Annotated in this window: 21 protein-coding genes; 10 read left to right on the forward strand and 11 right to left on the reverse strand. The window is 56.2% G+C overall.

What is annotated here, in order from left to right:
• Nucleotides 1-47: 47 nt before the first annotated feature.
• From grxC to cysE, 4 genes are all read left to right on the forward strand, one after another.
• A complete protein-coding gene (gene grxC, locus N7922_RS00770; RefSeq protein WP_263098810.1) occupies nt 48-299 on the forward strand; it encodes a glutaredoxin 3 in 252 nt (83 codons plus the stop codon).
• A gap of 38 nt (nt 300-337) precedes the next feature.
• The gene (secB, locus tag N7922_RS00775; protein WP_017458193.1) at nt 338-805 is read left to right on the forward strand and encodes a protein-export chaperone SecB; all 468 of its coding nucleotides are present in this window, start codon (nt 338-340) and stop codon (nt 803-805) included.
• Entirely contained in the window at nt 805-1,824 is a 1,020-nt protein-coding gene (gpsA, locus tag N7922_RS00780) for an NAD(P)H-dependent glycerol-3-phosphate dehydrogenase (RefSeq protein WP_263098811.1), read from the forward strand. The genes secB and gpsA overlap by 1 nt, the downstream gene beginning before the upstream one ends.
• A 153-nt stretch (nt 1,825-1,977) precedes the next feature.
• Nucleotides 1,978-2,799 (forward strand): serine O-acetyltransferase, encoded by an 822-nt coding sequence (gene cysE, locus N7922_RS00785; RefSeq protein WP_263098812.1) that lies wholly within the window; start codon nt 1,978-1,980, stop codon nt 2,797-2,799.
• 174 nt (nt 2,800-2,973) lie between these two features.
• Here the strand turns inward: cysE and trmL are convergent, their stop codons facing one another.
• From trmL to N7922_RS00825, 8 genes are all read right to left on the reverse strand, one after another.
• Entirely contained in the window at nt 2,974-3,447 is a 474-nt protein-coding gene (gene trmL / locus N7922_RS00790; RefSeq protein ID WP_263098814.1) for a tRNA (uridine(34)/cytosine(34)/5-carboxymethylaminomethyluridine(34)-2'-O)-methyltransferase TrmL, read from the reverse strand.
• A 338-nt stretch (nt 3,448-3,785) separates the two neighbouring features.
• Nucleotides 3,786-4,973, reverse strand: coding sequence for an FMN-dependent L-lactate dehydrogenase LldD (lldD, locus tag N7922_RS00795; RefSeq protein ID WP_263098815.1), 1,188 nt, complete (start codon nt 4,971-4,973; stop codon nt 3,786-3,788).
• On the reverse strand, nt 4,970-5,746 hold the full coding sequence (gene lldR, locus N7922_RS00800; RefSeq protein WP_263098816.1) for a transcriptional regulator LldR: 777 nt from the start codon (nt 5,744-5,746) through the stop codon (nt 4,970-4,972). Before lldR ends, lldD begins: the two co-directional genes overlap by 4 nt.
• A complete protein-coding gene (lldP, locus tag N7922_RS00805) occupies nt 5,743-7,398 on the reverse strand; it encodes an L-lactate permease (protein WP_263098817.1) in 1,656 nt (551 codons plus the stop codon). The genes lldR and lldP overlap by 4 nt, the downstream gene beginning before the upstream one ends.
• A gap of 268 nt (nt 7,399-7,666) precedes the next feature.
• The gene (locus tag N7922_RS00810) at nt 7,667-8,029 is read right to left on the reverse strand and encodes a YibL family ribosome-associated protein (protein ID WP_263098818.1); all 363 of its coding nucleotides are present in this window, start codon (nt 8,027-8,029) and stop codon (nt 7,667-7,669) included.
• 56 nt (nt 8,030-8,085) lie between these two features.
• A complete protein-coding gene (gene mtlR / locus N7922_RS00815) occupies nt 8,086-8,673 on the reverse strand; it encodes a mannitol operon repressor MtlR (RefSeq protein WP_263101008.1) in 588 nt (195 codons plus the stop codon).
• On the reverse strand, nt 8,673-9,836 hold the full coding sequence (mtlD, locus tag N7922_RS00820) for a mannitol-1-phosphate 5-dehydrogenase (protein WP_263098819.1): 1,164 nt from the start codon (nt 9,834-9,836) through the stop codon (nt 8,673-8,675). The genes mtlR and mtlD overlap by 1 nt, the downstream gene beginning before the upstream one ends.
• Before the next feature lie 102 nt (nt 9,837-9,938).
• The gene (locus N7922_RS00825) at nt 9,939-11,849 is read right to left on the reverse strand and encodes a PTS mannitol transporter subunit IICBA (protein ID WP_263098820.1); all 1,911 of its coding nucleotides are present in this window, start codon (nt 11,847-11,849) and stop codon (nt 9,939-9,941) included.
• Between the two features lie 515 nt (nt 11,850-12,364).
• Between N7922_RS00825 and N7922_RS00830 the strand changes: the two genes are divergently transcribed.
• The 5 genes from N7922_RS00830 to N7922_RS00850 all read left to right on the forward strand — a co-directional run bounded on the left by N7922_RS00830 (nt 12,365) and on the right by N7922_RS00850 (nt 18,543).
• A complete protein-coding gene (locus N7922_RS00830) occupies nt 12,365-12,973 on the forward strand; it encodes a glutathione S-transferase (RefSeq protein WP_263098821.1) in 609 nt (202 codons plus the stop codon).
• A gap of 93 nt (nt 12,974-13,066) precedes the next feature.
• A complete protein-coding gene (gene selA, locus N7922_RS00835) occupies nt 13,067-14,443 on the forward strand; it encodes an L-seryl-tRNA(Sec) selenium transferase (protein ID WP_263098822.1) in 1,377 nt (458 codons plus the stop codon).
• Complete coding sequence (selB, locus tag N7922_RS00840) at nt 14,440-16,290, forward strand: selenocysteine-specific translation elongation factor (RefSeq protein WP_263098823.1); 1,851 nt, start codon at nt 14,440-14,442, stop codon at nt 16,288-16,290. The genes selA and selB overlap by 4 nt, the downstream gene beginning before the upstream one ends.
• 86 nt (nt 16,291-16,376) lie before the next feature.
• A complete protein-coding gene (locus tag N7922_RS00845) occupies nt 16,377-17,915 on the forward strand; it encodes an aldehyde dehydrogenase family protein (protein ID WP_263098824.1) in 1,539 nt (512 codons plus the stop codon).
• A gap of 142 nt (nt 17,916-18,057) precedes the next feature.
• Nucleotides 18,058-18,543, forward strand: a complete 486-nt coding sequence (locus tag N7922_RS00850) for a 4Fe-4S dicluster domain-containing protein (protein ID WP_263098825.1) — start codon at nt 18,058-18,060, stop codon at nt 18,541-18,543.
• Between the two features lie 56 nt (nt 18,544-18,599).
• Here N7922_RS00850 and avtA read toward each other — a convergent pair whose 3' ends face one another.
• On the reverse strand, nt 18,600-19,850 hold the full coding sequence (avtA, locus tag N7922_RS00855) for a valine--pyruvate transaminase (RefSeq protein WP_411554160.1): 1,251 nt from the start codon (nt 19,848-19,850) through the stop codon (nt 18,600-18,602).
• A 149-nt stretch (nt 19,851-19,999) separates the two neighbouring features.
• Nucleotides 20,000-22,036 carry an alpha-amylase gene (locus N7922_RS00860; RefSeq protein WP_263098827.1) on the reverse strand — a complete coding sequence of 679 codons (2,037 nt, stop codon included), beginning with the start codon at nt 22,034-22,036 and terminating at the stop codon, nt 20,000-20,002.
• A 303-nt stretch (nt 22,037-22,339) separates the two neighbouring features.
• Between N7922_RS00860 and N7922_RS00865 the strand changes: the two genes are divergently transcribed.
• Nucleotides 22,340-23,170, forward strand: a complete 831-nt coding sequence (locus tag N7922_RS00865; RefSeq protein ID WP_263098828.1) for a protein bax — start codon at nt 22,340-22,342, stop codon at nt 23,168-23,170.
• 43 nt (nt 23,171-23,213) lie between these two features.
• Here N7922_RS00865 and xylR read toward each other — a convergent pair whose 3' ends face one another.
• Nucleotides 23,214-24,392: a D-xylose utilization transcriptional activator XylR gene (gene xylR, locus N7922_RS00870; RefSeq protein WP_263098829.1), complete on the reverse strand. Its 1,179-nt coding sequence runs from the start codon at nt 24,390-24,392 to the stop codon at nt 23,214-23,216.
• Nucleotides 24,393-24,492: the final 100 nt, after the last annotated feature.

The following is a 24,492-nucleotide window of genomic DNA, read 5'->3' on the forward strand; positions in this document are numbered from 1 at the left end:
TTTGCCCGGCGGGAGAGCTCCCGCGGGGTCAAAGCTGGAGAAGAGTTATGGCCAATATTGAGATCTACACGAAAGCAACCTGCCCGTTTTGCCACCGTGCGAAAGCGCTTCTGAGCAGCAAAGGCGTGACTTTTGCTGAGTTGCCGATTGACGGCGACGCGGTAAAACGTGAAGAGATGATTCAACGTAGTGGCCGTACAACGGTTCCGCAGATTTTTATCGATGCGCAGCACATTGGCGGCTGTGACGATTTATATGCGCTGGACGCGCGTGGCGGGCTGGATCCGCTGTTGCGTTAATGCCTTAAAGCACTACAACACTAAAGGGTTATTCACTCATGTCCGAACAAAACAACACCGAAATGACTTTCCAGATTCAGCGTATTTATACGAAAGATATCTCTTTCGAAGCGCCGAACGCGCCGCACATCTTCCAGAAAGAGTGGCAGCCGGAAGTGAAACTGGACCTCGACACCGCCTCTACTCAACTGGCGGAAGGCGTTTATGAAGTGGTTCTGCGCGTTACCGTAACCGCTTCCCTGGGCGAAGAGACTGGCTTCCTGTGTGAAGTACAGCAGGGCGGTATCTTCTCCATCGACGGTATCGAAGGTACCCAGATGGCGCATTGCCTTGGTGCATACTGCCCGAACATCCTGTTCCCGTATGCGCGTGAGTGCATCACCAGCCTGGTGTCCCGCGGTACTTTCCCGCAACTGAACCTTGCGCCAGTTAACTTTGATGCGCTGTTCATGAACTACCTGCAACAGCAGACTGGCGAAGGTGCTGAACAACATCAGGATGCCTGATGAACGCACTTAATGCTGCAATGACTGTGATCGGTGCCGGATCTTACGGCACCGCTCTTGCCATCACACTGGCAAGAAACGGCCACCAGGTTGTGCTCTGGGGCCATGACCCGAAACATATCGCGACCCTGCAGCACGATCGCTGCAATGCCGCGTTTCTCCCCGATGTGCCTTTCCCTGACACCCTGCAATTAGAAAGCGACCTTACGCGTGCGCTCGCCGCCAGCCGCAATATTCTGGTGGTGGTGCCAAGCCATGTCTTTGGCGAGGTGCTGGCGCAGATCAAACCGCTGATGCGCCATGATGCGCGCATTGTCTGGGCGACAAAAGGCCTGGAGGCGGAAACGGGGCGTCTGTTAGAAGATGTCGCGCGCGACGTCTTAGGCCCGGATATTCCGTTGGCGGTGATCTCCGGCCCGACCTTTGCGAAAGAGCTGGCGGCAGGGTTGCCCACGGCGATTTCTCTGGCATCGACCGACCCGCAGTTTGCCGACGACCTCCAGCAGCTTTTGCACTGCGGCAAAAGTTTTCGCGTTTACAGCAACCCGGACTTCATTGGCGTGCAGCTTGGCGGTGCCGTGAAAAACGTGATTGCGATTGGCGCGGGCATGTCTGATGGCATCGGCTTTGGCGCGAATGCCCGTACTGCGCTGATTACCCGCGGTCTGACGGAAATGTCACGCCTTGGTGCTGCGCTGGGCGCCGATCCGGCAACCTTTATGGGCATGGCTGGTTTAGGTGATCTGGTGCTGACCTGCACCGATAACCAGTCGCGTAACCGCCGTTTTGGCATGATGCTTGGCCAGGGAATGGACGTGCAAAGCGCCCAGGACAAGATTGGTCAGGTTGTTGAAGGTTACCGTAATACCAAAGAAGTGCGCGCGCTGGCGCACCGGTTTGGCGTTGAAATGCCAATAACCGAGGAAATTTATCAGGTATTGTATTGCGGAAAAAATGCGCGCGAGGCAGCATTGACGCTATTAGGTCGTGCGCGTAAAGACGAACGCAGCAATCACTAAATACACATTATCTTTCCGGCTGCCTCCTTGTTGGCTGCGCCTGTGCATCCCCAGTTGCTTACTCACGTAAGCTGCCGGGGCCGCTCAGATTGGCTGTCCCGGGGCATTCTGGATGATGTTGTGTATTGAAACGCAGATATTCTGGAGTAAGCAATGGCGTGTGAAGAACTGGATCTGGTCTGGAACAATATCAAAGCCGAAGCCCGGGCGCTGGCGGACTGTGAGCCCATGCTGGCCAGTTTTTATCATGCGACATTACTCAAGCACGAAAACCTGGGCAGTGCGCTGAGCTATATGCTGGCGAACAAGCTGGCATCGCCGATTATGCCGGCGATCGCTATTCGCGAAGTGGTGGAAGAAGCTTATGCCGCAGATCCGGAAATGATTGCTTCCGCCGCTTGCGATATTCAGGCCGTGCGAACCCGCGATCCGGCGGTAGATAAGTACTCCACGCCGCTGCTCTATCTGAAAGGTTTTCACGCGCTGCAAGCGTACCGTATTGGTCACTGGCTGTGGCTGCAGGGGCGTCGCGCGCTGGCGATTTTCCTGCAAAACCAGGTGTCGGTGAGCTTCCAGGTGGACATTCATCCGGCGGCGAAAATCGGCCGCGGCATTATGCTCGACCATGCGACCGGCATTGTGGTGGGTGAAACCGCCGTCATCGAAGATGATGTGTCGATTTTGCAATCGGTGACCCTTGGCGGGACCGGGAAAACGTCCGGCGACCGTCATCCGAAGATCCGCGAAGGTGTGATGATTGGCGCAGGCGCGAAAATCCTCGGCAATATCGAAGTCGGTCGTGGTGCGAAAATCGGCGCAGGTTCCGTGGTGTTGCAACCCGTACCGCCGCACACCACCGCCGCAGGCGTTCCGGCGCGCATTGTGGGTAAACCGGAGAGTGAAAAGCCGTCGATGGATATGGATCAGCATTTCAACGGGATAAACCACGGTTTCGAATACGGAGATGGTATTTAATTTTCTGGCTATTTTACTCGTCAGCCTGAACCAGGGCAGTGCTCAAAATCCTCACGTACTGCGTGTACGCTCCGGTTTTCCGCGCTGTCTGTGTTCAATCTGCCTTCGCCAATAACGCCAGAAAAGTGTTACTCATGTTTCCGATTAATACCCGCCACCCGACACGCTAACCTTTCAACTGCGCAGTATTGCCCCTGGGTAACCTAACTGGCGCCAGGCTTCATACACCACCACCGACACGGCGTTTGACAGGTTCATACTGCGGCTGTCTGGCATCATTGGAATGCGGATTTTTTGCTCTGCTGGCAACGCATCAAGAATGGTTGCCGGCAGTCCGCGGGTTTCCGGACCAAACATCAGAAAATCCCCGTCCTGATAGCTCACAGCACTGTGCGCTGGCGTACCTTTGGTGGTCAGCGCGAACAGGCGCTGCGGCTGCTCTGCGGCAACAAAGGCGGCGTAATCATGGTGGCGTTTCACGGCGGCGAACTCATGGTAATCCAGCCCGGCGCGGCGCAGGCGCTTATCATCCCAGGTAAAACCCATCGGTTCGATGATATGCAGACTAAAGCCAGTATTGGCGCACAGGCGGATGATATTCCCGGTATTCGGTGGGATTTCTGGTTCGAATAAAACGATGTTTAACATAATGCTGCCCCTGATGATAACGCGGGGCAGAATAGCAGATTTTTCCCCTCACCCTAACCCTCTCCCCACAGGGGAGAGGGGACAGGCAGGTGCGGTTTTTCACTTTCACTCCCCAAAGGGAAGTGCAGGTTTTCCCCCTAACCCTCTCCCCACAGGGGAGAGGGGACAGGCAGGTGCGGTTTTTCACTTTCACTCCCCAAAGGGAAGTGCAGGTTTTCCCCCTAACCCTCTCCCCACAGGGGAGAGGGGACAGGCAGGTGTGGTTTTTCACTTTCACTCCCCAAAGGGAAGTGCGGGTTTTCCCCCTCTCCCTTACAGGGAGAGGGCCGGGGTGAGGGTTATGCCGCATCCCCATGTGCCAGCAGCGCCAGCGCAGCGGGCAACTGACTCAGCTCCTGCACCAGCGAATCTTTGCTGATTTCGCTAATCGATCTCGCGCCGGTTAACGTCATCGCCACTTTCATCTCTTTCTCAATTAAATCCAGCAGATTTGCCACCCCCTGGCGTCCGTGCGTTGCCAGTGCGTAGAGATACGCGCGGCCCAGCAGTACGGTGTCAGCACCGAGCGCAATCATGCGCACGACATCCAGACCGTTGCGGATGCCGCTGTCGGCGAGAATCGCGATGTCCCCTTTGACCGCATCGGCGATAGCCGGTAACGCACGAGCGGATGAGAGTACCCCGTCGAGCTGGCGGCCGCCGTGGTTGGAGACCACAATGCCATCGGCGCCAAAGCGCACCGCATCGCGGGCGTCTTCTGCATCCAGGATCCCTTTGATCACCATCGGGCCGTCCCAGAATTCGCGGATCCACTCCAGGTCTTTCCATGAAATCGAGGGATCGAAGTTTTTTGCCAGCCAGCCAATGTAGTCTTCCAGGCCGGTTGGTTTGCCAAGGTAAGTTGAGATGTTGCCCAAATCGTGAGGACGCCCGTTCATGCCGACATCCCACGCCCATTGCGGGTGCGTTACGGCCTGCCAGTAACGGCGCAGCGCGGCATTCGGGCCGCTCATGCCGGAGTGCGCATCACGGTAACGTGCGCCTGGCGTCGGCATATCGACGGTGAACACCAGCGTGGAGCAACCCGCCGCTTTGGCACGCTCCAGCGCATTACGCATAAAGCCGCGATCGCGCAGGACATAGAGCTGGAACCACATTGGCCGTTTCAGGGTGGGCGCAACTTCTTCAATTGGGCAGACGGACACCGTCGACAGGGTAAAAGGTATGCCTTTCGCATCGGCTGCGCCTGCGGCCTGTACTTCGCCACGTCGCGCATACATACCGCATAATCCGACCGGCGCCAGCGCCACAGGCATCGAGAGTTTTTCGTTAAACAGCGTGGTGTCGAGGCTGAGATCAGACATATTTTTCAGCACCCGCTGGCGCAGCGCGACCTGGGATAAATCTTCAACGTTGCGGCGCAGGGTATATTCGGCATACGCGCCGCCGTCGATATAGTGAAACAGGAACGGCGGCAGAATGCGCTGTGCTGCCGCGCGGTAGTCGCTGGCTGCGGAAATAATCATGCTTTTTTCTCCCTGGAGTGAATATGCTGTTCGTCCGGCAGGCGGGTGATCCGCGCCTGCCGGGCCTGATCTTCATCGAACTGGCGAATGGTGGTGTGCACAAAACCAAGATGGGCCATCATCGCCTGACGCGCGCCCTCGGCGTCTCCGGCAAGAATGGCGTTCATCACCGCCTGGTGCTGTTCGGTAAGCTGCGAAAAAACGGGGGGAACCAGGTACATACGCTGGCGGCTCTGCTTCACGGAGGATTGCAGCAGATCGAAAAAGCCCCGCATCGTCTGGAGCAACACCACATTATGCGACGCTTCCGCGATGGCAAGATGGAAGCGCACATCCGCTTGTGACGCCAGATCCGGATCGTCGGATTGCGTGGCGTCAAAGCACAGGACAATTTTCTCTTTGTCTGCTTCCGTCGCACGCATCGCCGCATGCCAGGCCGTGCTGGCTTCGATGGCGTGGCGCGCTTCAAGAATATCGAAGCTGTAGTCCGGATCGTCATTCAGCAGCGTCTTTAACGGCTGCACAATGTTTTGTTCGGACCACTCATCGTGCTGCCAGCGCACAAAGGTGCCGCCGCCGCGGCGGCTCAGCAACACGCCTTCGCTCACCAGCCGCGACAATGCTTCACGCAATGAATTGCGCGATACGCCAAGCTGTACGGCAAGCTGGCGCTCAGCGGGCAATTTCATGCCCGCTTCCAGTTGCTGCTCTGCAATCAGCGCCCGCACACGGTCAACAACCTCGTCCGTCAGGCGTCTGGGTAACACTTTCATGGGATCATCCAGGTCAGCACATAGGCCTGAAGTGTCGTAATAAGACCGACCATACAAGTGAAAATCAGGCTGTGTTTAACGGTAAAGCGGAACAGATCGGACTCTTTCCCCACCAGGCCAACGGCCGCACAGGCAATGGCGATGGATTGCGGTGAAATCATTTTCCCGGTGACGCCGCCGGTGGTGTTTGCCGCCACCATCAGCACATCTGACACCCCAATCTGTTGAGCAGCGGTGGCCTGCAAGGCGGCAAACAACGCGTTCGACGAGGTATCCGAACCAGTAAGGAATACCCCCAACCAGCCAAGGAACGGCGAGAAGAAGGTAAAGGCGTTACCGGTATGTGCCAGCGCTAATGCCAGCGTTGAAGAGAGCCCGGAATAGTTGGAAATAAAGGCAAAGGCCAGCACCATTCCGATGGAGTAAATCGGCAACGCCAGATCGCGCAATGTGCTGGTAAAGGTGCTGATCGCATCTTTTGGCTTCATGCGCAGCCAGATAATCGACAGGATAGCGGCAAACAAAATGGCCGTGCCGGTCGCTGAGAACCAGTCAAATTTATAGATGGCAGCGTAAGGCGTGGCTGCGCTGACCACCGGCGGCATACGAGCGACCAGCTTATCCAGGTGCGGTACGGAAACGGTGAACACCCAGTCATACAGCGCACCGCCAGGGGCGAACATGGCCTTAAACGGTGGAACGCTCCACAACGTAACGGTGGCGGTCAGAAACAGGAATGGCGACCAGGCACGCAGGATCTGCCCGCCGCTGTAGTGGGTGCGTTGCAGATTGAGATCGACCTGCGAGGCGCCCATATCGCCAAAGCGGAAAATACGTACCGGCTTCCAGCGCTTGAGGAACAGTGTCAGACAGACCAGTGACACCAGCGACGAGATAATGTCTGGCAGCTCCGGGCCGATAAAGTTTGAACTCAAATACTGGGCAATGGCAAACGAACCCCCGGCCACAATCACCGCAGGCCAGGTCTCTTTCACGCCGCGCCAGCCGTCCATAATCGCCATGATCCAGAACAGCACAATAATGGTCAGGAACGGCAACTGGCGACCTACCATCTGGCCAATTTCAAAGCTGTCCAGCCCGGTGACTTGCCCGGCAACCAGAATCGGAATGCCCATTGCGCCGAAAGCGACCGGTGCGGTATTGACGATCAAACATAAACCGGCGGCATACAGTGGATTAAAACCGAGCCCGACCAACAGTGCCGCCGTGATCGCTACCGGTGCGCCAAACCCGGCCGCCCCTTCGAGGAACGCACCGAATGAGAAACCGACAATCAGCATTTGCAGGCGCTGGTCCGGGGTAATGGAGAGAATCGACGAGCGGATAATGTCGAACTGCCCGGTTTTCACCGAGATTTTATAGACAAATACCGCAGCGATAATGATCCAGGCGATAGGCCACAGGCCATAGAAGAAACCATACACCACAGAGGCGAGGGCGTGATCCAGCGGCATATCGTAGAACAGCAACGCGACCGCCAGGGCGATAGCCACGGTCCAGCTCGCAGCAACATAGCCTTTTAATTTGAGCTTTATGAGCGCGAAAAAGAAAAACAGGATCGGCAGTGAAGCGATCAGACTGGATAGCCAGATATTCCCGGCCGGGTCGTAATTCTGTTGCCAGAGATTCATGCAGGTCTCCTGAGAACCACCGTAAAACAGGCGAGCGGTAAGTCTGCGCTTATCTCAGCATCACATGTTTTGTAAAAGTGGTCCTGCCAGTGGTGGTGTGTAGGGTTTGTGATAACGAATGGTTATCCAAATGTTGCTATCTGGCAATTGGGATGTGACGTGATTTTATGGAATTGTGAACCGCAGAGAAAATCAGGGAGAGATTGGTAGGGCCAATTTTCACAGCACTTGCCCCGGTGAAGAGGAACAAGTGCTGTGAACAGGAGGGTCAGAATGCGCTTTTGGCAAAGCCGGTCATGGCTTCAAGACCCATTTCACGACCCAGCGCGGTCATCGGGTGTACGACCACCAGGCCACGGACGCTTTTTTTCAACTTGCCGAGATCCGCCTGCTCTTTTTTGGTGATGGCCCGGCTGAACGGCATTTTCATCAGCTTTTGCGCTTCTTTGCTCAGCTTCTGGGTGTATTGCTCGCGCAGACGGAGGATTTCTGCTTCCAGCGTGGTTTTCTCTTTTTCCAGCTCGGCGTATTTGTCCGCCGCGTCAACTAACGAGAGATCGGCTTGCTGGTGGCGAATAGCGTCGAGGCGGTCGCTCAGACGCTTAATTTCGTTTTTTTCGACTTCTTTCATGATGCCCGGTTTTGTTGGGGGATAAAAAGATAAGGATACAGCATTTATAACGGAGTTTACTTCTGGAATGCCTTTTTTAAGCTGATACGGGAAATCAGCTCGGTGAGCGACAGCACCATTGTGGAACGCACCACCTGCTGGTAGCGCTGTTTTTGCATCGCAAAAAGGTCAGGATCACTGGTGTCGAACAGCGGTGTTGGCGGCAGGGCGGCAACGCAGTGCAACTCGCCAAAAGGCCCGAGGATTTCATCATCGGTAAAGGCGTATTCCGTGCCGTCGTGGTTCAGCTCCTCGCGTAGCGCCATCAGCAGTTCCGCGTCTTCATACTCCGGGCGGGAAATCACCCCAAGACCGTAAATCAGCTTCAAACGCACAGACAAATTGCCCAGCGGTCCATCTCCGTCAAGTAGCGGCTCAACAGCATATTTCACCGCATAATCGTCTTTGCGGAATACCTGCAGCACCAGAATATTGATCGCCTCATTGAGTAGCTCAACGGCGGCAATCAAAAAACTTCGCACGGTTTTGCCAGCATTCAGACGCTCGAGTACACGGTTTTCGAAGGCCTGCGTTTTTTCCATTATTGCCTGCATATCTGACAATTTCGTTAACAGGCGCGGGGAGTCCCGCGCCAGAGTCGGCATCATGCCTTGGCGTTATAGGCGTTGACGGCTTCGTTAACGACCGGGCTGCTGGCGTCCAGACCAGAAATCTGCGCCAGCGCAGCCTGCGGGCCTTTCTCTTCGATAAGCGCAGCCAGCTCTTGCGCCTGAGGATCCTGCTCGCTGCGGTAATGCATGGCAGCGGCAATGCCTTTCACCAGGTTCGCGTGCGGCAGGTTGTACTCCAGCGTGCCGAGCAGCGGTTTGATCAGGCGATCGCCGGCGCTCAGTTTACGCAGCGGCTGACGTCCTACGCGCTCAACATCGTCTTTCAGATAGGGGTTTTCAAAACGGCCCAGGATTTTCTGAATGTACGCGGCGTGCTTATCGGCATCAAAGCCATAACGCTTGATCAGCACCGCGCCGCTCTCTTCCATCGCGCCTTTCACAACGGCACGGATGTTGGCATCCAGGATAGCGTCGCGAATGGTTTGAAGGCCGGTCTGTTTTCCAAGGTACGCGGTTATAGCATGCCCGGTATTCAGCGTGAAGAGCTTACGTTCAACAAATGCCATCAGGTTATCAGTTAATTCCATCCCGGGGATGTTTGGCAGTGCGCCTTTAAACTGGGTTTTATCCACAATCCACTCACTGAACGTTTCCACCGTGACTTCCAGCGGATCGTGGGTGGCGGATTCAGAAGGCGGAACGATACGGTCAACGGCGGAATCGACGAAACCGACATGTTCTTCAACCCAGGCTTTGTCTGCATCCGCCAGCGCGGCAATGACATGGCCTTTCAGTTGCGTGGTGCCGCGCACCATATTTTCGCACGCGATGATATTCAGCGGCGTGGTAATGCCCTGCGCTTTACGTTTCGCCAGCCCTTTGGCGATAGCCGGCGCAATGCGTTCCAGAACGACCGGGCCAACAGCGGTGGTCACCAGATCCACGGAAGCGATCAGTTCAACAACCTCATCACCGATGCTGCTGACAGCGTTAACACCGGAAACCGTATCCACCTGCTCATTTTCACCAACCACATGCACCTGATAGCTATGACGGGCATTAAGGGCGTCGAGAACCACCTGATTCACATCGGCGAATGTCAGTTCAATCCCCGCGTCGGCCAGTAATTTGCCGATGAAACCACGTCCGATATTTCCTGCGCCAAAATGCAATGCTTTCATAGTCTTAACCTTCATCAATGTTTTTACCCGAGAGGGCTGGGGTGAGGAACCACGAAAATTTCTCCTCACCCTAGCCCTCTCCCCAAAGGGGAGAGGGAAGAGGTTAGCGCCGGTCTGTTATTTACCGAGCAGCGCCAGCACTTCTTCAACGCTGGTAGTATGCGCCAGACGTTCAATGACCGTCTCGTCATCCAGTGCGTTGGTCAGGCTGGTGATCACCTGGATGTGCTCGTTGTTGCGCGCAGCAATCCCGATGACCAGGCGGGCGATGTCTTCTTCGTCCTCGCCAAAGCGAACGCCTTCCGGATACTGGCAGAACACCACACCCGTTTTCAGCACGCGATCTTTAGCTTCCACGGTGCCGTGCGGAACAGCGATAGATTCACCCAGATATGTCGGGGTCAGTTTTTCGCGTTCCAGCATTGCATCGACATATTCCGGCTGAACGTAGCCGCCTTTCACCAGTTGCTCACCGGCAAAACGGATGGCTTCTTCTTTGTTGCTCGCTTTGCGACCAAGGAAGATGTTCTCCGCGCCCAGCTTGAACAGATTGCTGTTGGAAGCATCGAAGCTGTCCTGCAGGCTGCTGTTCACTTTGGTCTGGTTGTCGGTGTGGCGCTGTGCAGCGACCAGACGTTCAGTCAGACCGGTGTACAGGCCGCTGTCCAGGAAGTTGGTCAGGGAGATATGCTGCGCCTGCGGTGCCTGGCGCATAGCGCGCTCGGTCAGATCGCGGTGCGTAATCACCAGATCAACGTCAGACGGCAGGCTATTAATCGCGCTGTTGGTCACCGAAATGTTGGTGAGGCCAGCATCCTGCACTTTCTTACGCAGTACGCCAGCGCCCATGGCGCTGGAGCCCATACCGGCATCACATGCCACGATGATTTTACGCACATGGCTCAGGTCGTTGGTCACGTCGCCAGTTGCCAGTGGCGTTGCGCCTTTAGACTGGGCTTTCATGTCCTGCATACGACGGGTAGCCGCTTCGATATCTTCGTCCTCTTCTTTCACTTTGCTGGTTTTCAGCAGAATGGAGGCGATCACGAAGGAGACGATCAGCGCAGCGAAGATGGCTGTCAGGTTAGCGAAGTACGCGCCTTTTGGCGTCATCGCCAGCACGGCCAGGATGGAACCCGGAGAAGCCGGAGACACCAGACCGCCGTTCAGCACGCTCAGTGTGAACACGCCAGTCATACCGCCGAGAATAACGGCCAGCAGCAGACGCGGGTTCATCAGCACATACGGGAAGTAAATTTCGTGGATACCACCCAGGAAGTGGATGATAGCCGCACCGCCAGCAGACTGTTTAGCGCTACCGCGACCAAAGAACATGTACGCCAGCAGAACGCCCATCCCCGGACCCGGGTTTGCTTCGATCAGGAAGAAGATAGACTTGCCGATGTCATGCGATTGCTGAATACCCAGCGGTGAGAAGATACCGTGGTTGATGGCGTTGTTGAGGAACAGGATTTTCGCCGGTTCAACAAAGATAGACGCCAGCGGCAGCATGTCATGCACAACCATGAAGTTGACGCCTGCTGCCAGAACTTTGGACAGGACTTCAACCGCTGGGCCAATGCCGAGGAATGCCAGGATAGCGAGGATCATACCGATGATGCCAGCGGAGAAGTTATTCACCAGCATTTCAAAACCGGATTTGATCTTGCCGTCTACGGCCGCGTCAAATTTCTTAATGCAGATACCACCCAGCGGGCCGGCAATCATTGCGCCAAGGAACATTGGCATGTCTGCGCCGACGATAACGCCCATGGTGGTGATCGCACCGACAACGCCGCCGCGATCGCCGCCAACCAGACGACCACCGGTGAAACCGATGAGCAGCGGCAGCAGGTAAGTAATCATTGGACCAACGAGTTTTGCCAGCGTCTCGTTTGGTAACCACCCTGTAGGAATAAACAATGCGGTGATGATACCCCACGCGATAAACGCGCCGATGTTAGGCATCACCATATTGCTAAGGAAACGACCAAAGCTCTGCACCTTGATCTTGATATCGGATGACATAAAACACCCCTTCTTATGTTTGCTATCGCACAGGCCGGAAGCCCGAGGTTTGTTTGTTAATGTGGCGGCAGAGGTAGCCGGACCTGGGTTATCAGTGATGCGAAATCTCGCACCGAATGGGCGTACTGTCCAGATGGTGCCTTTTTGTGTGACATTGATCACATTAATGCAGGGGGAGACCGGGTCTTTATGGTGATCTTTGTCACAAAAATCGTGTGTAAAAAAAGAACAAGGAATAAAAAACAGGCTGAACAGGGCATTAAGTGTGATGTTATTCACATTTTTGCTTGGGCACTTTGTTATTTATTTGTGATATTGATCACAAGATATTTTCGCCAGGACTTTTCTGAGTGTGATCGATCGCAAACTGTGTCTTTTTCAACCAGCTTGACGTGTAACTCCCTTTCATTTGCGGCTGTGATGCTAATCTGGGCGGTAAAGTTTGCATATTGATGAAACGGTCTGATTCCGTTGGTGCATACTTAATTTTTAGTTGGCGAAAAAAGGACCCGGCAATGAAACTGATTGGCAGCTACACCAGCCCTTTTGTACGCAAAATTTCGGTGATTCTGTTGGAAAAAGGGATCACGTTCGAATTCATCAACGAGCAGCCGTATAACGCCGTTAACGGCGTGGGGCAATTTAACCCCCTTGGCAAAGTCCCGGCACTGGTGACTGATGACGGAGAGGTGTGGTATGACTCGCCGATTATCGCCCAGTACATTGATTTGTTGGGTATCGCACCGGCTATGCTGCCAGCGGATGCGAAAGCGGCGCTGAAAATTCGCCAGCTTGAAGCGCTGGCGGACGGCATTATGGACGCGGCACTGGTGTCGGTGCGTGAGCTGGCGCGCCCGGTTGAACAGCAGTCTGAAAGCGAACTGCTCCGCCAGCGGGAAAAAGTGAACCGCGGGCTGGATGCGCTGGAAAGCGATTTGCGTGACGGAACGCTCAGCGTTGATAGCCTCAATCTGGCGACTATCGCGATAGCCTGCGCCATTGATTACATTAACTTCCGCCACGTTGCGCCCGGCTGGTGTGTTAATCGCCCGCTGCTGGTGAAACTGGTGGAAAACTTGTTCCTGCGTGAGAGCTTCGCCCGCACTGCGCCGCCAAAGGCGTGATAACCATGATGTCCGCCTGAACAAAGTCGCTGTACAATCCCCTCATGTCAAATCGCCCCTGACGGGAGGGGCAACCAACAGCCAGGCCTTTTCATGACTACTCTGTACAGCCAGATCCCTTCTACCGATCGCCTGTTACGTGACGAGGCGTTCACTTCTCTGTTAGCGACGTTTGGTCACCACCGCGTGGCCCAGGCGTTGCGCCAGTTACAGGATGAAGTGCGCGAGCAGATCCGCACTGCGCAGACATTACCCGGCTGGTGCGAAAACTGGGCAGCGGAAACCCGGCTGCGTCTGGAATGCAGCGAAACCAGCGCGTTACGCCCGGTGTTTAATCTCAGCGGGACGGTGCTGCATACCAATTTAGGCCGTGCGATACAGTCGCAGGCGGCTATCGATGCGGTCGCTCAGGCGATGGGGTCACCGGTAACGCTGGAGTACGATCTCGACGGTGCCGGACGGGGTCACCGCGATCGGGCGCTGGCCGATCTCTTGTGTCAACTGACCGGTGCGGAAGATGCCTGTATTGTTAATAACAATGCGGCGGCAGTGCTGCTGATGCTGGCCGCCACGGCGGCAGACCGGGAAGTGGTGGTGTCGCGCGGCGAACTGGTGGAGATAGGCGGCGCGTTTCGCATTCCGGATGTGATGCGTCAGGCTGGCTGCGTATTGCACGAAGTCGGCACGACCAATCGCACCCACGCCAAAGATTATCAGCAGGCCATTAATGACAATACCGCCCTGCTGATGAAGGTACACACCAGCAATTACCATATCGACGGGTTTACCAAAGCGGTGAGCGAAGCCGAACTGGTCACGCTGGCGCAGGCGTCCGGGTTACCGGTGATTGTCGATCTTGGCAGCGGTTCGCTGGTGGATTTAAGCCTTTATGGGCTGCCGCAGGAGCCCATGCCGCAAACGCTGATTGCCGCAGGCGTGAGTCTGGTGAGTTTCTCCGGCGATAAACTGCTGGGTGGCCCGCAGGCCGGGATTATCGTCGGGAAAAAAGCGCTGATTGCGCAGTTGCAGCAACATCCGCTGAAACGCGCCCTGCGTGCGGATAAAATGACGCTGGCCGCGCTGGAAGCCACGCTGCGTCTTTATCTGCATCCGGAAAAGCTCCGGCAAAACCTGCCGACCCTGCGCTATTTAACACGCCCGGAACCGGAGATCCGCGAGCAGGCGCAGCGTCTGCGCGCCGCGCTGACGTCGCGCTATCATGAGTTTGATGTGCGGGTCGAGGCCTGCCAGTCGCAGATTGGCAGCGGTTCGCTGCCGGTGGACAGGTTGCCAGGCGCGGCGCTGACGTTTACTCCCCGCGACGGTAGCGGCCGTCGGCTGGAAGCGTTGGCGATGCAGTGGCGGGCGCTGCCGCAGCCGGTGATTGGCCGTATCTATGATGGCCGCCTGTGGCTGGACTGCCGCTGCCTTGAAAATGAATCCCGCTTGCTGGAGATGTTGCTGAAATGATTATTGCCACCGCCGGGCACGTGGACCACGGCAAAACCACCCTGATTGAAGCCATTACCGGTGTGAACGCTGACCGTTTGCCGGAGGAAAAAAAACGCGGGATGACCATCGATCTCGGCTATGCCTACTGGCCGCAGCCAGACGGGCGCGTGCCGGGTTTTATCGATGTGCCGGGGCATGAGAAATTTTTGTCGAACATGCTGGCGGGCGTTGGCGGTATTGATCATGCGTTGCTGGTGGTGGCCTGCGACGATGGGGTGATGGCGCAGACACGCGAACATCTGGCGATTTTGCAGTTAACCGGAAACCCGGCGCTGACGGTGGCGCTGACGAAAGCCGATCGCGTGGGTGAGGCGCGTATTGCCGACGTGCGCGAGGAGGTGCAAAACACCTTACGCGCTTTCGGTTACCCGCAGGCGACCCTGTTCGTCACGGCGGCGACGATGCAGCAGGGGATTGATGAATTACGCGCGCATCTGCTGCAACTGCCGGAACGGGCGCACCCGGAACACCAACGCTTTCGCCTGGCGCTGGATCGCGCTTTTACCGTCAAAGGGGCGGGGCTGGTGGTGACCGGTACGGCGTTATCCGGCGATGTCCGCATCGGCGATACGCTGTGGCTGACCGGGGTGAATAAACCGATGCGCGTTCGCGGTCTGCATGCACAAAATCAGCCCGTTGAGCGGGCGCACGCCGGGCAACGTATCGCCCTGAATATTGCTGGCGATGCGGAAAAAGAGGCGTTGAGCCGTGGCGACTGGCTGCTGTCGCAGCAACCTCCTGAGCCCACAGAGCGGCTGATTGTCGCCCTGCAAACACATACGCCGCTGACGCAGTGGCAACCTGTGCACATCCATCATGCCGCCAGCCACGTTACTGGCCGCGTATCGTTGCTGGAGAATGACCTGGCGGAGCTGGTGCTGGATACGCCGCTGTGGCTGGCGGATAACGATCGCTTGGTGCTGCGGGATATTTCCGCGCGCAGCACGCTGGCGGGCGCGCGGGTGGTGGCGTTGAATTCGCCGCGCCGGGGCAAACGTAAAACGGACTACCTGAACTGGATCGCCGCGCTGGCGCAGGCGTCAGATGATGCGCAGGCGTTGTCGGCGCATCTGTCACGCGGCGCGGTCGATCTTACGGCCTTTGGCTGGGCACGCCAGCTTAGCCCGGACGGGCTGGAGAGATTATTGCACCAGCCGGGATTTCTCCGCGCCGGAGACAATCTGCTCGATGCACCGGTGGCGGCGCGCTGGCAGCGAAAATTGCTGGACACGCTGGCGACCTATCACGAGCAGCATCGCGAAGAGCCGGGACCGGGGCGCGAGCGCCTGCGACGTATGGCGCTGCCAATGGAAGACGAAGCGCTGGTGTTAACCCTGATTGAGCGCATGCGTGAAAGCGGTGATATCCACAGTCACCACGGTTGGTTGCACCTGCCGGATCACAAAGCCGGTTTTACCGATGAACAGGCGCAGCTATGGCAGAAAGCCGCACCGCTGTTTGGTGACGAACCCTGGTGGGTGCGGGATGTGGCGCGCGAAGTCGCAGCCGATGAACAGGTAATGCGCACCGTGTTGAGGCAAGCCGCGCAGCAGGGGTTGATTACGGCGATCGTGAAGGATCGTTATTACCGCAACGATCGGATCGTGACGTTTGCCACGATGATCCGCGAGCTGGATCTGGCACGCGGTACCACCAGTGCGGCGGATTTCCGCGACCGGCTTAACGTCGGGCGCAAGCTGGCTATCCAGATCCTAGAATATTTTGACCGCATCGGTTTTACCCGCCGTCGCGGCAACGATCATATCCTGCGCGACAAGGCGTTGTTTACCAAAGAAAACGACTGAAGATTTGTTTTAAGTTATTGCAGGCTGGCGAATATTTCGCCAGTCGCGTCTACCCTTGTAAAGACGACTGTCGCAAGGAGACGCCGATGAACACCTCCCTCTCAACGCCCTCTATCCAGCCAGGGAAATACGGTTTTCCCCTGGCATTAAAAGCCCGCTATGACAACTTTATCGGTGGCGATTGGGTCGCCCCCTTGGCGGGCGAGTATTACCCGAATCTCACGCCGGTGACCGGGCAACCACTGTGTGAGGTTGCCAGCTCTGGCCCGCAGGATATCGACCTCGCACTGGACGCCGCCCACAAAGCCAGAGCGGCATGGGGAGCGATGTCCGTCCAGGCGCGGGCGGCAATATTGCTAAAAATCGCCGATCGCATGGAGCAAAACCTTGACTTGCTGGCGACGGCGGAAACCTGGGACAACGGCAAACCGATCCGCGAAACGCAAGGCGCAGACGTGCCGCTGGCGATCGATCATTTCCGTTATTTCGCGGGCTGCATACGTGCGCAGGAAGGTGGGATCAGCGAAATTGATAACGACACGGTGGCGTACCATTTTCATGAACCGCTCGGGGTAGTCGGGCAGATCATTCCGTGGAACTTTCCGCTGTTGATGGCGTGCTGGAAAATGGCCCCCGCGCTGGCGGCTGGAAACTGCATTGTGCTGAAACCCGCGCGCCTGACGCCGCTGTCGGTACTGTTGCTGATGGAGATTATCGGCGATCTGCTGCCGCCAGGGGTCATCAATGTGGTAAACGGTGCAGGCGGTGAGATTGGCGAGTATCTCGCCACTTCAAAACGCATCGCCAAGGTGGCGTTTACCGGTTCGACGGACGTGGGCCGACAAATTATGCAGTACGCCACGCAAAACATTATTCCGGTGACGCTGGAGTTGGGCGGTAAATCGCCGAATATCTTCTTCGCCGACGTGATGGATGAAGAAGATGCTTACTTCGATAAAGTCCTGGAAGGGTTTGCCCTGTTCGCCTTCAACCAGGGCGAAGTGTGCACCTGCCCGAGTCGGGCGCTGGTGCAGGAATCCATCTACGAGCGTTTTATGGAGCGCGCGATTCGCCGGGTGGAAAGCATTCGTAGCGGTAACCCGTTAGACAACACCACGCAAATGGGGGCGCAGGTTTCACAAGGGCAGATGGAGACCATTCTCAATTATATTGCCGTCGGTCAGCAGGAGGGGGCGGACATCCTTACCGGCGGGCGGCGTAAAGTGCTGGCGGGGGATCTGCAAACAGGTTACTACCTGGAGCCGACGATCCTGTTTGGTCAGAACGCGATGCGCGTCTTTCAGGAGGAGATTTTCGGCCCGGTGCTGGCGGTCACGACCTTCAAAACCGAGGATGAAGCCCTGGCGCTGGCCAACGATACGCTGTATGGCCTCGGCGCAGGCGTCTGGAGCCGTAATGGGTCATTGGCCTACCGAATGGGGCGCGGCATTCAGGCCGGGCGCGTGTGGACCAACTGCTATCATGCGTATCCCGCGCATGCGGCGTTTGGCGGCTACAAACAGTCGGGAATTGGGCGTGAAACCCATAAGATGATGCTGGAGCACTACCAGCAAACCAAATGCCTGTTAGTGAGCTACTCCGACAAGCCACAAGGGCTATTCTGACCCGCGCGTTAACAAACCGTTAAGGCAAAGCGCCAGACATGTTCATGCAGATGACAAATCTGGCGACTTTCCCTGCCGCGATCAAAGCGCCGCCACGGTGTTTTCTGGCACCCTTGGTTTTTTGCGTCAGGCGGAGTGGAGAATGAACCGTTTTATTATCGCCGATCCGGGCAAGTGCATTGGCTGCCGGACCTGTGAAGTGGCCTGTGTGGTGTCGCATGAGGACAATCAGGACTGCTCGGTCGTCAAACCTGCCACGTTTTCCGCGCGCATTCGCGTGGTGAAGACCGGTACGTTCTCTACGGCGGTGACCTGCCATCACTGCGAAGATGCGCCCTGCGCGAATGTTTGCCCGGTCGGGGCGATAAGTCGTGTTGAGGGTGCGGTGTGCGTGGAACAGTCCCGCTGTATCGGCTGTAAGAGCTGCATGATTGCCTGCCCGTTTGGCGCCATGCAGGTCACCGTGATCAATAACCAGGCGCAAGCGCTGAAGTGCGATTTGTGCCAGCACCGTGAAAACGGCCCAGCCTGCGTGGAAGCCTGCCCGACCGGTGCGCTAAGCTGCCTCAACCCGGCAACGCTGCGGGAAAACCGCCTGCGTGGTCAGTTAGCCGGGTTTGTTGCCTGATAACGCACGTAAAAAAGCCCCCGGTCAGGGGGGGCTTGTTATGCGGTTGTCCGGCGTCAGTTTTCCTGCCAGGCTTTTTCAACTTCTTCGGCGAGAATTCTCACACCCTCTTCGATCAGCGACGGTTCCGGCACATAGTTCATGCGCATGCACTGATGAGTATGCGGCCAGGGTTTATCCAACCCCGGGAAGAAGTAATCTCCTGGCACCATCAGGACACCGCGTTTTTTCAACCGCTGATACAGCAGCTCCGTGCTGATGGGCAGATCCTTAAACCACAGCCAGAGGAATATTGCCCCTTCCGGTTTGTGGATCAGGCAGCGCTCTTCAGGTAAATAACGGCGCAGCGTGGCGATGGTCTCCTGCACTCGCTGGTAGTAAAAAGGCTTTATCACCTCTTCGGACAGGCGCAGCAGGTCTTTGCGTTTGATCATTTCGCACATCATTGCCGGGCCAATACCGCCTGGCGCCAGACTGATGATGCCGTTCATGTTGCGGATTGCCGAAATCACTTTGTCGTTGGCGATAATAATGCCGCAGCGGCTGCCAGGCAGACCCAGCTTCGACAGGCTCATGCACAAAATAATATTCGGGTTCCACAACGGGCGCGCTTCGCTAAAGATGATCCCCGGGAAAGGCACGCCGTAAGCGTTATCAATCACCAGTGGAATGTTGTGCTGATGGGCCAGCACATCCAGTTTCATCAGCTCTTCATCAGTAATGACGTTGCCGGTTGGGTTGGTCGGACGCGAGACGCAGATCATGCCTGTCTCTTCGCCAATGTGCAGGTGTTCGAAATCGACGTGGTATTTGAACTGGCCTTCGGGCAGCAGCTCAATATTGGGCCGTGCGGAGACGAAAAGATCCTCTTCCAGCCCGGAATCCGCGTAACCGATATACTCCGGCGCCAGTGGGAACAACACTTTTCTGGTGCTTCCATCGGCGCGGCGGCCGGCAAACAGATTGAATAAGTAGAAAAATGCGCTCTGGCTGCCATTTGTTAGCGCAATATTCTGCGGCTCAATATCCCAACCTAATTCTTCGCGCAGCATGCCTGCCAGCGCGGTTAGCAGCTCGGTTTTGCCCTGCGGACCGTCATAATTACACAGCGCATCAGTCGCTTTGCCGTTTTCCACCATCTCTGCCAGCAGCTTGTGGAAGTAATCGGTCATCGCCGGAATTTGCGCCGGGTTGCCGCCGCCGAGCATGATAGCGCCTGGTGTGCGTAAACCGTCGTTGAGATCCTCCATCAGGCGCGTAATGCCTGCATGGCGGGTGAATTTGTCGCCGAAAAGTGAAAATGTCATCGCTACTGTTCTGCCGGGCTGCTGTTCAAAGTGGCTAACCATAGCGCTCTGTAAGGCAGGGTGCAAATCACACCCTGACGCTCTCTTTCATACTTTATTCTTATTAATATCTGTAATGTGGAGTTATATGCTGATATTTGCCTTATGACTCAGTGCTGCGCCAGCCCGGCCCAAATCACCATCACTTTGTCGCTGCCCGATTCGCGAACGAATCCGTAACCCTGCGGCAGCGTTAGCGTTGTCTGTTTCCCTGCGCCGAGTGCCGGATGACGTGCCCGGAACTGGCCCAGCGTCTGCCAGTGGTGCAGGCTCTGCGCGGCGCTGCCGTTCAGATCCTGCCAGTTCATCTCTGAGCGCGTGCCTTGCAGCGGGTCCGAACCGGTGGGACCAAAGGGACGCGCCGATTCATCACCGTAAAAGATTTGCACCGCGCCCGGAGCGAGCAGCAGAAGTTCTGCCGCCTGCTGGCCCCCCTCGCGGAACAGGCGGGTATCGTGTGAGGAGAGGTAACTCAGCACGTTGAAGCGCTGCAATTTATCAGCCATCTGCTGCCAGACCGTATCCATATTCGCCAGGCAAGGCACAGCGCTGGCCGCCTGCTCCTGATAATCGAAGTTGATCATCGCATCAAAACCATGCTGGTAATAGTCGCTCTGCATCACGCCGTGGCCCCAGGATTCCCCGGTCATCCAGAAGGGCGCGTCGTCGATTTTCTTCTGCGGATTGGCCTGTTTCCACTCCGCTAGCGCCTGTGTCGCCTGCGTTTTTAATTGTTGCCAGGCATCCCGTTCAACGTGTTTGGCGGTATCCACGCGAAAGCCATCAATGCCATAGTCACGCACCCATTGGCTCAGCCAGTGGGTGAGGTAATCCCGCGGCGTAAAGCCGCTGATTTCCTGGGCGTGGGTATCGGGTTTGTGCCGGTAAAAGACCGGCAGACCAGAAGGTGTGGTGGATTCGGTTTTCAGATCGGGCAGAAACGCCAGCGACATGGTCAGATCGTCAAAGCCGGGGCTGTCGTAATCGCCAATGTCGGTGCGGATCCACGCTTTACCCCACCAGTTTTGCCAGGCGGTTTTATCGCTGAAGTTGATGTAATCGTTAAAGCTGTGCCAGCTCTGCCCGGCCGCAGGACGCCAGTCTGTCCAGTGCTGACCAAGGATCTTCTCGCGTTCACCCTCTTTCAGATAGAGCGCGCCAAAGCCGAAGGTTTGCATATCCGCCAGCGTCGCATAGCCAGTGTGGTTCATCACCACATCAAACAGGATGCGGATCCCCCGTTTGTGCGCTTCATCCAGCAGCGTACGGAGGTCGTTTTCGGTGCCCATATTGGCGTCGAGACGGGTCCAGTCCTGGGTGTAATAACCGTGATAGGCATAATGAGGAAAGTCCCCTTTGGTTCCACCGCCCACCCAGCCGTGGATCTGTTCCAGCGGTGAACTTATCCACAGCGCGTTAACGCCAAGCTGTTGCAGATAATCCAGTTTGGTCGTCAGTCCTTTCAGGTCGCCGCCGTGAAAGGTGCCGATTTCCTGCAGGCCATCTTTATGCCGACCGTAGCTGTTATCGTTGCCCGGATCACCATTGACGTAGCGGTCGGTCAGCACGAAATAGACGGTCGCGTTATGCCACTGAAAGGGTGCTGCGCCTTGCGTGTCTGCTGATTCCAGCAGTAATAAGCCATCGCTGTTTGCGGCTGGCTGTAGGGTGATCTTGCCATCGCGCACGGTAGCGGTGCGCTGGCTGTAAAAGTCCCGTACCTGGCTGCCTTCCGCGAAGGTGTTGCCTACCGCAATGGTGAGCGGTTTGTCGTTGCGAACCGGGCATTGACGCTGTGCTGTAGCAGGCGTCGCCACAGCGTCATTTTTCACATTGAGCATCAGCGTGGGTGTACCGGAGCGGGTATCTATCTGTAACCGGTAATCACCATCGCGGAAGATCCGCCACTGTGGCGCGTGACCGGTACAGGGGATCAGCGACAGCGTCTGGTTCAGTTTAATGCTGTCCGCAGGCTGCCAGCACTGTTGACCATCCTGCAAGGTAAAGGACTGCGCGCCTTTTTTCAGCGTCGCTTCACTGTGCCAGACGCCTGCGCCACTGCTGCTGAATGGCGGGAAACCGCTGGCAGTCCAGTCGGCGAGGGCGATCGTGGGCAAAAAAAGCAGTAACAGCGCGGCGTGTTTCATATGCAGTCCCTGACAGAGCGATTTTGATTCAGTTTGCCACGGTGGACGGACGGGTAACTCCTCCCGCAAGGCGTATTGCGGGGGAGGAGAGGAAAGGGGGATCGAACCCGGTTTATTTGCGATAAACACCACATTTACGCGAGATTGTCCGTTTTATGTGCAGTTTCCCCGTGACATGGTTTCGGAATTGGATTATTTCTGTACGTGCTCTTGCAGGCTATTTTTGGTATGATTTGAGATTCAGCTCTCAAAATTGTGCAAAAAAGAAGGTGTTGGAATGTTCATATCCGACCAGGAGACTTAATGATATCGATACCCATGCGACGACCTGGGGCGACGATACTCATGTTTTTCACCCTGATGTTTTCAGGGGGAGTGCTGGCAAAGACACACACAGCAGAAACAGCGAGTCACAAAGCCCACGTCACTAAGGCAAGCGTAAAAAAACAGGCAAGCAGTAAACAAGAGTATTCTCGCAATAGTGTAAATAGCCGTTCACTTCCTGATTTGCGAAAATACCCTTCCGGAACCCCAAGGAAAAAAGCGTTTCTCCGGACGGTAATGCCTTATATCACCAGCAAAAACTCAGCGATTGCCGCCGAGCGTAACTGGTTGCTTAGCAAACAATACGACAGTCAGTGGTCGCCTGCCGAACGCACGCGTCTGAAGGATCTGACCGCACGCTACAAAGTGAGCTGGTCCGGGAATACGCGCCGTATTCCGTGGAACGTGCTGCTGGAGCGTGTGGACATCATCCCGGACAGCATGGTGGCGACAATGGCGGCAGCGGAAAGCGGTTGGGGAACCTCGAAGCTGGCGCGGACCAACAACAACCTGTTTGGAATGAAGTGCGCCAAAGGGGCATGTAAAAACGGTCCGGGTAAGGTGAAAGGTTACTCTCACTTTGAGTCCGTGCAGGAGTCTGTTGACGCCTATGTCACCAACCTGAATACGCACTCGGCATACGCCTCTTTCCGTAAGTCACGGGCACAGTTGCGTAAAGCGGATCAGGAAGTGACAGCGACCAACATGATCCATAAGCTGCAGGGTTATTCGACCCGGGGCGCCAGTTACAATAACTACCTGTTTGCCATGTATCAGGACAATCAGCAGTTAATCGCCTCTCATATGTAATCTGCGAAATGCCTTCCACCCGGAAGGCATTTTTCTTTGTGCGCTAAATCAGGACTTCGCTGTAGCGGTCGCGATAGTCTTTCGGCGTGCTGTCATACTCCTTGCGGAACACAGAATAGAAATACTGCAGCGACGGGTAGCCGCACATCTGTGAGATTTCGTTGATCGACAACGATGTCGACACCAGCAGGCTGCGGGCTTTTTCCAGCTTCTCCGCATGAATCACCGCGTGAATCGTCTCTCCCACCTCTTCTTTAAAGCGCTTTTCCAGATTCGAACGCGAGATCCCTACCGCATCCAGCACCTGATCCACTTTAATGCCCTTACAGGCGTGGTTGCGGATATAGTGCATCGCCTGAATAACCGCCGGATCGTTCAGTGAACGGTAATCCGTAGAACGCCGCTCTACCACGCGCACCGGCGGCACCAGCAGGCGTTGCAGCGGCAGGGTTTCATTATCCAGCAGGCGGTGCAGCAGTTTTGCTGCCTGATACCCCATCTGCCGCGTGCCCTGGGCTACGGAAGAGAGGGCGACCCGGGAGAGATAGCGGGTGAGTTCTTCGTTATCAATACCAATGACGCACAGCTTTTCCGGCACCGGAATATGCAAATGGTCGCACACTTGCAATACATGGCGTGCGCGCGCATCGGTCACTGCGATGATGCCTGTTTGCGGCGGCAGTGTTTGCAGCCAGTCCGCCAGACGGTTTTGCGCATGCTGCCAGTTTTCCGGCGCGGTGGTCAGCCCCTGGTACACCACACCGCGGTATTTTTCCTGCGCCACCAGCTGGCAAAACGCGTACTCCCTTTCAGCAGCCCAGCGCTTGCCGCTGGAGGCGGGGAGTCCGTAAAAGGCGAAACGGTGCACGCCTTTTTCTTTCAGATGCAGGAATGCGCTTTCCACCAGCGCAAAGTTGTCGGTGGCGATGTAGTGCACGGGAGGATAGTGTTCGGGGATGTGATAGGAGCCGCCAATGCCGACAATGGGGACATCGACATCCGCCAGCAGGCGCTCTATTTCACGGTCGTCGTAATCGGCGATCACCCCGTCGCCAAGCCACTCTTTGATGTTTTCGATGCGAGCGCGGAAATCCTCTTCGATAAAGATATCCCACTCCGATTGCGACGCCTGCAAATATTCCCCAACGCCTTCAACAACCTGGCGGTCGTAGGCTTTGTTGGCATTGAATAACAGCGTGATGCGATGGCGTTTCTCAAACATGTCGATTCGCTTCCTGAAGATTCGTCAGTTCTGATTACCATATTCAACACACTGCCGGATAAAAAAGATCCGGCAGTGTGATCGTCCCTGTATTCGTCGT

This window comes from Kosakonia sp. ML.JS2a, from assembly GCF_025642095.1.
Taxonomy (GTDB): domain Bacteria; phylum Pseudomonadota; class Gammaproteobacteria; order Enterobacterales; family Enterobacteriaceae.

Bases quoted from the DNA above. Each gene is read 5' to 3' on its own strand.
- N7922_RS00865 (WP_263098828.1), top strand. From the start codon at position 22,340: ATGATATCGATACCCATGCGACGACCTGGGGCGACGATACTCATGTTT.
- xylR (WP_263098829.1), bottom strand. From the start codon at position 24,392: ATGTTTGAGAAACGCCATCGCATCACGCTGTTATTCAATGCCAACAAA.
- N7922_RS00825 (WP_263098820.1), bottom strand. From the start codon at position 11,849: ATGTCATCCGATATCAAGATCAAGGTGCAGAGCTTTGGTCGTTTCCTT.
- N7922_RS00850 (WP_263098825.1), top strand. From the start codon at position 18,058: ATGAACCGTTTTATTATCGCCGATCCGGGCAAGTGCATTGGCTGCCGG.
- cysE (WP_263098812.1), top strand. From the start codon at position 1,978: ATGGCGTGTGAAGAACTGGATCTGGTCTGGAACAATATCAAAGCCGAA.
- N7922_RS00830 (WP_263098821.1), top strand. From the start codon at position 12,365: ATGAAACTGATTGGCAGCTACACCAGCCCTTTTGTACGCAAAATTTCG.
- grxC (WP_263098810.1), top strand. From the start codon at position 48: ATGGCCAATATTGAGATCTACACGAAAGCAACCTGCCCGTTTTGCCAC.
- gpsA (WP_263098811.1), top strand. From the start codon at position 805: ATGAACGCACTTAATGCTGCAATGACTGTGATCGGTGCCGGATCTTAC.
- N7922_RS00845 (WP_263098824.1), top strand. From the start codon at position 16,377: ATGAACACCTCCCTCTCAACGCCCTCTATCCAGCCAGGGAAATACGGT.
- lldP (WP_263098817.1), bottom strand. From the start codon at position 7,398: ATGAATCTCTGGCAACAGAATTACGACCCGGCCGGGAATATCTGGCTA.
- mtlD (WP_263098819.1), bottom strand. From the start codon at position 9,836: ATGAAGGTTAAGACTATGAAAGCATTGCATTTTGGCGCAGGAAATATC.
- mtlR (WP_263101008.1), bottom strand. From the start codon at position 8,673: ATGCCGACTCTGGCGCGGGACTCCCCGCGCCTGTTAACGAAATTGTCA.
- N7922_RS00860 (WP_263098827.1), bottom strand. From the start codon at position 22,036: ATGAAACACGCCGCGCTGTTACTGCTTTTTTTGCCCACGATCGCCCTC.
- selA (WP_263098822.1), top strand. From the start codon at position 13,067: ATGACTACTCTGTACAGCCAGATCCCTTCTACCGATCGCCTGTTACGT.
- N7922_RS00810 (WP_263098818.1), bottom strand. From the start codon at position 8,029: ATGAAAGAAGTCGAAAAAAACGAAATTAAGCGTCTGAGCGACCGCCTC.
- lldR (WP_263098816.1), bottom strand. From the start codon at position 5,746: ATGAAAGTGTTACCCAGACGCCTGACGGACGAGGTTGTTGACCGTGTG.
- secB (WP_017458193.1), top strand. From the start codon at position 338: ATGTCCGAACAAAACAACACCGAAATGACTTTCCAGATTCAGCGTATT.
- avtA (WP_411554160.1), bottom strand. From the start codon at position 19,850: ATGACATTTTCACTTTTCGGCGACAAATTCACCCGCCATGCAGGCATT.
- trmL (WP_263098814.1), bottom strand. From the start codon at position 3,447: ATGTTAAACATCGTTTTATTCGAACCAGAAATCCCACCGAATACCGGG.
- selB (WP_263098823.1), top strand. From the start codon at position 14,440: ATGATTATTGCCACCGCCGGGCACGTGGACCACGGCAAAACCACCCTG.
- lldD (WP_263098815.1), bottom strand. From the start codon at position 4,973: ATGATTATTTCCGCAGCCAGCGACTACCGCGCGGCAGCACAGCGCATT.